The following is a 9,239-nucleotide window of genomic DNA, read 5'->3' as shown; positions in this document are numbered from 1 at the left end:
TGTTCAATTCCCATGCGATCGAATGCCAACTGCAGCACATCGAGGGCTTGTCGGAGCACTTCCTCTACTCCAACGACGACATGTTCTTCGCCCGCCCCGTGCGCCCGTCCATGTTCTTCACTCCCGCGGGCATCAGCCGCTATATCGAAGCGGGCACCCGAATCGGCCCGGGCGCCAACAACGAACGCCGCAGCGGTTTCGAGAACGCGGCCCGCGTCAACCGCGACCTGCTGACCCAGCGTTTCGGCCACGTCATCACCCGCCACCTCGAGCACACGCCGGTGCCCTTGCGCCGCAGTGTGCTCCTGGAAATGGAGCAGGTCTTCGCCGAGGATTTCGCGCGTACCCGAGCCAGCCGCTTCCGCGCCGCCACCGATATCTCGGTGACGAATTCCCTGTACCACTACTACGCCCTGCTGACGGGCCGCGCGGTCCCGCAGGAGGCCGCCAAGATGCGCTATGTGGACACCACCATGTACACGGGCCTGGCCCTGCTCGATGGCCTGGCCAAACGCCGCAACGTCGATTTCTTCTGCCTCAATGACGGCAGTTTCCCGGAGGTCCCGGAGGCCGAACGGGTCCGCGCCGTCTCGGAATTCCTGGAAACCTACTTCCCGGATCCGGCCCCCTGGGAAAAGCCGGATGCCACCTTCGGCACCATGACGGCCTTCGAGTCCGGCGCGGCCTGACCCGTCCGGGGCAACGACTGTCAACCGTCCGGTGGGCGCTGCCGGACCGGACCCGGGTTCGGCGCGCACCCGCGCGGCGAACCCGGACGGTCGCTCAGAGTGCGTACGGATTGAAGGTGCAGACCAGGTTCGGGTGGCCGGCCGGGTCCAGGGCGTGCAGGGCGATGGACGCGGCCCGTGGGGAGTACATCATCGACAGGTGGTCGGACAGGTCGATACCGCAGTTGTCCTGCAGGGTCACGTTGTTCACCGTCGCGCCGGGTCCGGCGGTCAGGAAGGTGGCGTTGTACGGGGTCGAGATCTCGTCGTGGGTGGTGCCAACGCTGGTGTAGTGCACGCCGGGGACGGTGTCGCCGGTGGCGTCGAGGGTCGAGTAGAAGCTGGATCCGGTGACCTGCTCGATCAGGCCCTGACCGACCAGTAGCTGGCTGAATCCCAGTGCGTTGAAACCCATGTCCGTCAGATGCCGGCCCAGGGTGGCGATGCCGTCGAGGGTGGTGCCGTGGTGGGTGGCGCCGAAGGTGATCAACTGGTCGACCTTCCCGGCGCCGCCGTCGAATTTCAGGTATTGGTCGGCGACCGTGCCGCCCTGGGAGTGCCCGATGATGTCGACCTGGTGTGCGCCGGTCGACGTGAGCACCTTGTCGACGAAGGTGGCGACCTCCTTGGCCGACTCCTCCATGGGCGCAATGCCATTGACGCCCGGCACCAGCGCGCCCAGACCACCCTGCTGCAGCAGACCCTCCTGGCCGAAATTCAGTGCGTACACGCAGAATCCGGCCGCTTTGATCTTGGGCGACAGGTAGGCGAACCCGTCATAGGCGTTCATCCAGGATCCGTGCAGCAGCACCGCCGGCTCGGGATGTGCCGCAGTGGGTTTGCATTTCCAGTCGTTGGCGCCGGCGGGGGCCATGTTCTCGTTGGCGAGTGAGAAGGTGAACGCCGCGACGGCGTCGGTCATTTCGGGACCGTTGCCGGTCGGGAGGGTGGAGTGCGGCGCACTGGAGATGCCGGTGTCCGCGAGTGCCTTGCCGGCGGTGGTCACGCCGGTGTTGATGGCGTCGACGAGGTCCTGGATCGTGGGCTGGGTAGCGGCCTGGGCGTTGACGCTGTGCGTACCGGCCATCACGGCCGCGCCCATGATCGCGGCGGCGATGCGCACGCGCATCCGGTTGCTCGTGGTCATCTGGATGTCCTTCCTGCAGGTGGCGGGCTTCACTGCCCGAACCTGGATGCCGAAGGTAGAGCTGCGGCCGCGTCCGTTCGTCCCGGTTGCAGGGGGATTCCACGTTCCAACAACGGCGCGAGTAGGTCGGTGTGAGGACCTCCAACCCCGAGATGGGTGTGTCCTCGCTCCACGCGAGTCCGCTACCGCGAGAGCGCCGGCCGTCGAGCGGTGGCGCTGATATGCGCCAATAGTGTTCGGTTGGAATCTGATTGGTGCCGCCGCTCACCCTCGGCAGCATGAAGAAGAAATTCCTCGCCGCCACCGTCCTCGCCGCCGCCTCGACCGCCACCATCCTCGGCGCCGGCCCCGCCTCCGCGGACGACGTGCACCAGATCTACTTCGCCTACGGCACCGACAACGGCTACGTCAGCGGCCGCCTGACCGGCTTCAGCCACGACACCTACCAGGTCGACGCCCACGGCGGCCAGGTCATGGTGGTCGACGCCACCCCCTACTGGTCGGACGCGACGGTCACCATCACCGGCCCCACCGGCACCCTGTCCTACCAGCACCAGTGGACCTCGGTCACCCTGCCGGTCAACGGTTCCTACCGGCTCACGGTGTCGTCGCCCAGCCACAGCACCGTCGACTACGGCCTCAGCGTCAAGATCGACTGAACTCCCACACCATGATCCTGTGGGGCGCGCTGTCAGCGCGCCCCACATCGGCGTGCGATGACCTCGGAACGAAGCGCGCATCCGGTAGCGCGGAGCCATGGTCGACGACCTTCTCCCGGTCGGACTCGGGGCCTCGGGGCAGCACACGGCGAGTGGGCTGCAAGTACCGCGACGGCCTTCGAGTCCAGTGCGGCCACCGGCACCTCGAGTCAGGCTTTGCGCACCGATTTCGTCACTCTCGACAAGCGGTTGAGCTTCTCGAAATATCTCGCGGCATCGTGACTTCCGGACGTCAGGTGGGTCAGGTCGAAGCACTCGCCATTGCAGAGAGTGACTCGCCCGGCCGATGTGATCGCGGTGATGATGCAGTCCGCGTCGTCCCTTCCGGTCATCCGGAACCGCACGGGCGCACCTACTTTCACCCAATCGGGCAGCCTGATCATGGTCGCTGCCCCTCCTGCTCACGCTCGTCGCGCAACCGCACGAGGTGTCGGCGCAGCGCGCAGCCGGCCTTCTCACACGCCTCACTATGGGCGCGCAAGAGGGCTTCGATCTCTCGATCGGAGAACACCGTGCCGCGCGAGGGCTCGGCGTGCCATGCGGGGTGGTCGCGCAGAGAGGCCGCCCGGTCGGACACGGGTGGATCAGCGGGCGCGATATAGGGATTGGTCATCATCGACTCCGAGTCGTCTGACGGGAAGAGGGCACGTCCTTACCGCGCGCGATGCCTGCCATGCACGCGGTGGCGGTTGTGTAGCGGCACGCGGGCAAATCGGCCGGCAACCAGCGCCGTGTGACCCGGTGCAGCGGTGCGGGCGTCGCTGAATCCCCACCGTGCGACAGCCAGAAGTGCGGTTCCTGTAGCAGTAATCAGAAGTAAAAACCAAATGTCCCAAAGCATTACGCCAGCTCCTCGCTGAATGCGCTTGCAGATCTGGGGTTTCGATAGTTGGCGGCGCCTCGCCGCATCTGTCCACTGAACAATACGCTGGTTTAGTAAACCTGACAATGAATCCGTAGCTGGCTTCGTGCTCGTTTCGGCTACGGTGGGGTCAGCTCCTTTGCAGGGAAGGATCGAGGTCAGATGGCGCCGGTGTCTCCGACGATCGCTCGCTGGGAACTGATGCTGCGCATCAGCTCTCGTGCCGAGGAACGCGGCGAGAAGGGACACACCCTCGCCCGGGCGGTCGACGTGACCCCGCAGTACTGGTCGAAGCTCGTGAAGGGGCGTGGCGTGCTGACCGAGGAGAAGCTAACGATCCTGGTCAAACTGCTCGAGATCGATCCAGACGAGCGGGACGAACTACTCGAGTTACGCGAGGTCGCCAAGGGCGGCCATCCATTTGCCGAGTTTTCTGCCCTGTTCAACGAGCAGCTCATGCGCTTCTACGGCTTGGAAGCCGGTGCGCAGAACATCCGCAGCTTCGAGAACATCGTCATACCAGGTCTTCTCCAGACCGAGGACTACATGCGGGTCCTCATGAAGTCGCGAGTAACCACCTATAGGCCGACCGAGGTCGAGCAACGTGTCAGCGCTCGGCTGCGGCGGCAGCGACGGCTCGAAGGTCCCGACCCTCTCGAACTGTCGGTGGTAATGGGGCAGGCGGCCCTGATGTACAAGGTCGGCGACGAAGGCATTCGCAGCAGGCAGCTACAGCACCTGATCTCGATGGCTGAGGGAAATCCGGACACCCTCGACATCCGCATCATTCCGTACGAAGCGGGCAGCGCCATCGCGAGTCTCAACTCCGCGACGTTCCATCTCTTGGACTTCGAGAGTGCCCGCGTCCCCATGTTGGGCTGGGCTGAATCCGCCGCGTACTTCGAGGTCGTCGAGGATCCCAAGCGAGTCACCGCGCTCGACTACCTCTTCAACCAGATCCAGTCGATCGCCCTGGACCGCGAGCGATCACTCGAGCTGATCAAGCGGCTTACCGGCCGGAGTTAGGGTGACTGCTGTGAGCGCCGAGTTCTTCAGATCTACCTTCAGTGGTTCGGAGGGTACCTGCGTCGAGATCGCCCACCGCGCTGATCGTGTACTCATCCGAGACAGCAAGTACATGGGCCCGTCCGACGATCAACCGACGCTCGCGCTCGTACCCGAACTCTGGTCCGCCTTCCTGGATCTCGTGCTGAGCGGCAACTCCGGCCGAATCGGTGACCACCTGTCCGTCACCATCTCCGCCGCGGGCGGTGCCACGCTCACCAACCCCCATGGCACCGCCCTCGACTACACCCCCGCCGAATGGTCCGCCTTCACCAAGGGCGTGGCTAACGCCGAATTCAACCGCTGACAATACTTTTCGTCGATATTCCCGCCGTCGGAAGCGCTCTGATCACCGGACCGCTCGCCGGTTCGTATCGCGGCGGCATCCGAAGTGCTCCATTTTGGATGAGGCGAAACCATTGCTGCACAGCGTAATTGGGAGTTGCTTGGCCGTACCGAACAGCGTTGTATACGGCAGAGCGCGGCGAATACCTTCTTCGGTCAGTCCGAAACTGGCTGTCCTTCAGGAGAAGTCGATCTTTCCTCATCGGCCGCCGCCGAAATGGCCATGCTGAGTGCCGCCGTGCCCTCGAACAGCGCCCGGGACCGGTTCTCGATGCTCTTGTCCCGCGCGGCCAGCCCGGCCATCACCGCGTCCCACCGCCGCGCACCCCGGAACTGCGGCATCAACTCCTGCAACTGCGGAATCCGGTACCCCGCGGCCCGTAGCTGATGCACGATCCGGGCATCCCGCACCTCGGCCGGCGCATATCTGCGCGCACCCCGGTTGTCCCCACGTCCGGGCACAACCAGCCCCATCGCGTCCCAGTGCCGCAGCGTGGAGGCCCGCACTCCCAGTGCCTCCGCCAACTCGGTCACGCCCATCTCGTCCGAGGGCCGCGCATCCGTGATGGGTTCTTCGGCGATCAACCTGGCTGCGGCCGCTACGATTTCGAGCTCCCGCCGCTCGCCGTCGAGCCGCCCGTGCACCGCATCCAGTAACGCGAGCATCTCGGGGCCGGCTCCGGCCTGCGCGGCCCGCATGATCTGCTTGGCCGCCCCCGGCCCCGCGCCCGCCGCGAGACTCCGGTACGCCCGCACGGACCACAGATGGGCTTCGCCATACATTCGGTAACCGGCGTCCGTGCGGATCGCTGGCGGTAGCACCCCCTCGTTCTCCAGGTTGCGAACCTGCTGCACCGAGCACCCCGCAAGCCGCGCCACATCCACGGTCCGCAATCGCCCCGAGTTGCGACTTCGCAACTCCCCACCTCCCTATATCCAGGGAAAAGTCCACACAAGCACTTCAATGTAACGCTGTAACTCATGACCATCGAAGACCTGGCCACATACATCGAATCCCTCGGCGGCGTCCTCACCCTCCACCCGGCCCCCGGCGACGGCACCCCCGAAATCGCCTGGGGCGACTACTTCTTCTACTACGCCCCCGACGGCATCACCCCCACCACAGTCCAGCCCTTCGCCACCCTCATCGCGAAGGACTACCCCGACGACACCACCTCCCGCCTCGACCGCCCCGACACGTTCCGCCTGAACATCAACACATCGCGGGACGAATTCATCGAGTGGACAGGCCACACTCCCCGCGAACCCGGCTCCCTCGACCCGAGTACCACCGACACCCTGATCCCCCACCCTGTCTACGCCTCAGCCGCCTGGCTAGCCGTCGTCAACCCCGGCCCCCGAACCGAGGCCCCAATCCGAAACCTCCTCCGAACCGCCCACAATCGAGCCCGCACCCGCTACGACCGCCACACCGAACCCAACTGACAGCTGCGCATCGGCACCCTCCCGCGGCGGCAACGCCCGACCGAGTCGGGCTTTGCGCTGCTACTGCTTCCGAGCAGCGCCAACGGAGGAGAGCCCACTGATCAATGGGTTAGGGCAACGAAATCCTTTGTATCCCTTATTGATTGCACATGCTGATCTTAGGAACACGTTCTAGTTTCGAAGTCATGGACACAGCCTTTGAAACCACGAAACGTGAAGTGGTCACGGACACGGGCGTTCTGCGCTACCACGAGGCCGGCGACGGGCCGCCGCTGTTGATGCTGCACGGTTCCGGGATCGGCGTGAGCGGTTGGCGGAACTACCGCGGCAGCTTGGCGGCGTTCGCGCAGCAGTATCACTGCTACGTTCTGGAGTTCCCCGGATTCGGGGTCAGTGACCCGGTTCCGGGCAATCCGGTGTGGACCGCGATGGATTCGGTGCTCCGCTTCATGGACGCGCTGGGTATCGAATCCGCCGCCGTCATCGGGAATTCGCTGGGCGGGGTGGTCGGGCTGAACCTGGCGATCCGCCACCCGGGCCGCGTCGACAAGCTCGTCTGCATCGGCGGGGTGGGGCCGAACCTGTTCACCCAGCCCCTCAGCGAAGGGTCGCAGATCCTGCAGGATTTCACGGAGCAGCCGACGCGGGAGAACCTGATCCGCTGGATACGGTGCATGTCCTACAGTCCGGAGCTCGTCACCGAAGCGTTGATCGAGGAGCGCTGGCAGACCGCGCTGGATCCGAATGCGCTGGCGTCGATCGAATCCATGTACGGCGCAGCGGCTTTCGAGGCGCGTCGGCGAGCGCTGGCCGACGCTGAGACGCCACCGTACTGGGCGATGATGCACAAGGTCGTGTGCCCGACCCTGCTTGCCTGGGGACGCGATGATCGCCAGACTCCACTCGATATGGCCTTGCTGCCGATGCGCAGCATCCCGAACGCCGAACTGCACGTGTTCCCGAACTGCGGCCACTGGGTGATGCTCGAGGCGAAGGACGCGTTCGAACGCACCACCCTGGAGTTCCTGCAACGCTAGATGATCGATTCCAAGGTTCGGTGTTGCGCGACTGCGCCGCACAACACTGAACCGCGGAATTCGTGCGCACCAACACCGACCCACCGCAACGATGCGCACGGAACCAACCACACATCACATAATCGGCAGTTGCGGACGTTCGGTCGACGTCAGATGGGCATGGCCGGTTGATCTTCCGCCACCCACGCTGACCGGTTCAGTTCTCCCTGGCCCGTGAGGCAGCCGATCCGCAGGCCGCGGTGGACGAAATCTTCCGGATGATCGAAGCGGCCTGGGAGGCCGCCCGACCACCTGAGGTTCGCAACGCTGTTGCCATTGCAGCACTTGCAGCTGGACCCCAACGGGCCTACGCGGACCGGGCCGCCCTCGACGCCATCGATCTTCGGCGGTATCCAAAGTTCGTCGTCGAGGATGGCTTGATGCTGGGTATGCGATTTGTGCGGCGGGTGGATGGGTTGACCTATGAGTTCGTCCGCGACGGGGACGCGCACGGTTTTCCGTCGTATAAGCGGGTCGACCTCGACATCTGGTGTCGGCGGCTTCCCGATTTCGGATGGGTGGTGTGCACTGAGGAGGCTGCAGTGTCGAGTCGTCCATTCGATGATGCCGGGTGGGGTGACCTTCCGCCCGAAGGAGTGTGGGTGAGCTTCAAGGGCGATCGGTCGTACGTTTACGACCTGGTCCACGTCGATGCTCCGGCAGTGGCGGATTCCGAACCTTTGTAGGGGGGTCGGGGTTCGGCCGGCGGCGGACTGACCCCTGTTTCGGTGCCCCTGCAAGTCGGGGGTCACCCATTTTTGTGAAGTGAGAACATTTCACTGTGGGTGAAGGCAGGATTCCGCTCGACCAGAAATCTGGACGAGCAAGGAGTCTCCAATGCCCGCCGCAAGCCGCCGCGCACGCCACATCGCTTGGGCCGCAACCCTTGTCAGCGTCGCCGGAACCCTCACCACACTGTCCTCGGCCCTCGCCACCGCCGGCATCCACGGCCCCGAGGTGCAGGACTGTTCGAGCGGAACCTGCACGACCCCCGCGTCTTTCATTGTCGGACAAAGCTATTCGTTCATCGCGGGCTACGATGGCGTGAGCATCGTCAATCCCGTCAGCAGCTTCTACGACAACGGCGCCTGCATCGGAAGCGACAGGCAGTCCGTCACCTGGGTTCCACTCGCCGCAGGAACCCACACCCTGTCCACTCACACCGGCAGTAACACGGAATCGTTGACGGTGGTCGTGGTCGCCGCACCCCCCGGAACACCGACGGCGCAGCAGCCCCAGCAGGGTGGCTGCGGTGGCGGCGGCAGCATCGGATCCGGCAGTTCGAACCTGCTGCCCGGCAGCTAGCACTCCGCCCCGGCAACTCTGACATCCGAGCTCGCCACAGGGAGCGAGATCCTCTCACGCCCACCACCCCGCTCCTGCGCCATATGCGGCAGAAGGGCACGCTGCCATGCGCGCATGAACGGCCAACCCAACCGTTCTAAACCCGCACTACAGCTGAGGAATTGGCGCGAAACGGGCTGTTGCGAAATGGTGTGGTGTCGATCCCGGCCGCGTAGCGGGCGGGATCGACTGGTTTTCGGTGTGTCGGCTGTGGGGTTGGGGGTTGGATGTGTTGGTGGCCAAGGGGTATCGACCGGTGCAGCGTGATCAGTCGTTCCTGATGCCTGCGGATATGCGGGAATGGTTGCCCGCTTCGGATCCGGTGTGGCTGGTGATCGACGCGGTCGCTCAACTCGATACTGCCGGGTTGCATGCGCTGCGTCGCACTGGTGGTGTCGGGCGCGCCGGCTATGACCCCGACATGCTGTTGACGGTGCTGATCTGGGCGTGGGCGCAAGGACAACGGTCCTCGCGGGTGATCGAGCGATTGTGTGTCCGTGATATCGG

Annotated in this window: 11 protein-coding genes and 1 pseudogene; 9 read left to right on the top strand and 3 right to left on the bottom strand. The window is 64.8% G+C overall.

What is annotated here, in order from left to right:
- The coding region (locus tag ACFXN1_RS34675; protein ID WP_379463767.1) for a stealth conserved region 3 domain-containing protein at positions 1–689 on the top strand (689 nt) is incomplete at its 5' end.
- 94 nt (positions 690–783) lie between these two features.
- Here ACFXN1_RS34675 and ACFXN1_RS34670 read toward each other — a convergent pair.
- Positions 784–1,875: an esterase/lipase family protein gene (locus ACFXN1_RS34670; protein ID WP_379439435.1), complete on the bottom strand. Its 1,092-nt coding sequence runs from the start codon at positions 1,873–1,875 to the stop codon at positions 784–786.
- 278 nt (positions 1,876–2,153) lie between these two features.
- Between ACFXN1_RS34670 and ACFXN1_RS34665 the strand changes: the two genes are divergently transcribed.
- Positions 2,154–2,534: a hypothetical protein gene (locus ACFXN1_RS34665; RefSeq protein ID WP_379439433.1), complete on the top strand. Its 381-nt coding sequence runs from the start codon at positions 2,154–2,156 to the stop codon at positions 2,532–2,534.
- 439 nt (positions 2,535–2,973) lie between these two features.
- On the opposite strand, the gene ACFXN1_RS34660 is transcribed toward ACFXN1_RS34665, so the two are convergent.
- Positions 2,974–3,207: a hypothetical protein gene (locus ACFXN1_RS34660; protein ID WP_379439430.1), complete on the bottom strand. Its 234-nt coding sequence runs from the start codon at positions 3,205–3,207 to the stop codon at positions 2,974–2,976.
- A 411-nt stretch (positions 3,208–3,618) separates the two neighbouring features.
- On the opposite strand from ACFXN1_RS34660, the gene ACFXN1_RS34655 reads away from it, so the two are divergent.
- Entirely contained in the window at positions 3,619–4,482 is an 864-nt protein-coding gene (locus ACFXN1_RS34655; protein WP_379463766.1) for a helix-turn-helix domain-containing protein, read from the top strand.
- A 10-nt stretch (positions 4,483–4,492) separates the two neighbouring features.
- Complete coding sequence (locus ACFXN1_RS34650) at positions 4,493–4,828, top strand: DUF397 domain-containing protein (RefSeq protein ID WP_379439427.1); 336 nt, start codon at positions 4,493–4,495, stop codon at positions 4,826–4,828.
- Positions 4,829–5,022: 194 nt separating this feature from the next.
- On the opposite strand, the gene ACFXN1_RS34645 is transcribed toward ACFXN1_RS34650, so the two are convergent.
- Positions 5,023–5,784, bottom strand: coding sequence for a MerR family transcriptional regulator (locus ACFXN1_RS34645; protein ID WP_379439425.1), 762 nt, complete (start codon positions 5,782–5,784; stop codon positions 5,023–5,025).
- A 63-nt stretch (positions 5,785–5,847) separates the two neighbouring features.
- On the opposite strand from ACFXN1_RS34645, the gene ACFXN1_RS34640 reads away from it, so the two are divergent.
- From ACFXN1_RS34640 to ACFXN1_RS34620, 5 genes and pseudogenes are all read left to right on the top strand, one after another.
- Positions 5,848–6,312: a DUF6194 family protein gene (locus tag ACFXN1_RS34640; RefSeq protein WP_379439423.1), complete on the top strand. Its 465-nt coding sequence runs from the start codon at positions 5,848–5,850 to the stop codon at positions 6,310–6,312.
- A 185-nt stretch (positions 6,313–6,497) separates the two neighbouring features.
- Positions 6,498–7,349 carry an alpha/beta fold hydrolase gene (locus ACFXN1_RS34635; RefSeq protein ID WP_379397604.1) on the top strand — a complete coding sequence of 284 codons (852 nt, stop codon included), beginning with the start codon at positions 6,498–6,500 and terminating at the stop codon, positions 7,347–7,349.
- Between the two features lie 239 nt (positions 7,350–7,588).
- Positions 7,589–8,074, top strand: coding sequence for a hypothetical protein (locus ACFXN1_RS34630; RefSeq protein WP_379439422.1), 486 nt, complete (start codon positions 7,589–7,591; stop codon positions 8,072–8,074).
- A 151-nt stretch (positions 8,075–8,225) separates the two neighbouring features.
- A complete protein-coding gene (locus ACFXN1_RS34625) occupies positions 8,226–8,693 on the top strand; it encodes a hypothetical protein (protein ID WP_379439420.1) in 468 nt (155 codons plus the stop codon).
- 319 nt (positions 8,694–9,012) lie between these two features.
- Positions 9,013–9,239 (top strand): annotated as a pseudogene (locus ACFXN1_RS34620) (transposase); the annotation flags it as partial.

The sequence above is a fragment of the Nocardia sp. NPDC059154 genome (assembly GCF_042755705.1).
GTDB lineage: Bacteria > Actinomycetota > Actinomycetes > Mycobacteriales > Mycobacteriaceae > Nocardia.
The sequence above is the reverse complement of the archived record's forward strand: the minus strand, read 5'-3'. Positions and strand labels throughout refer to the sequence as shown.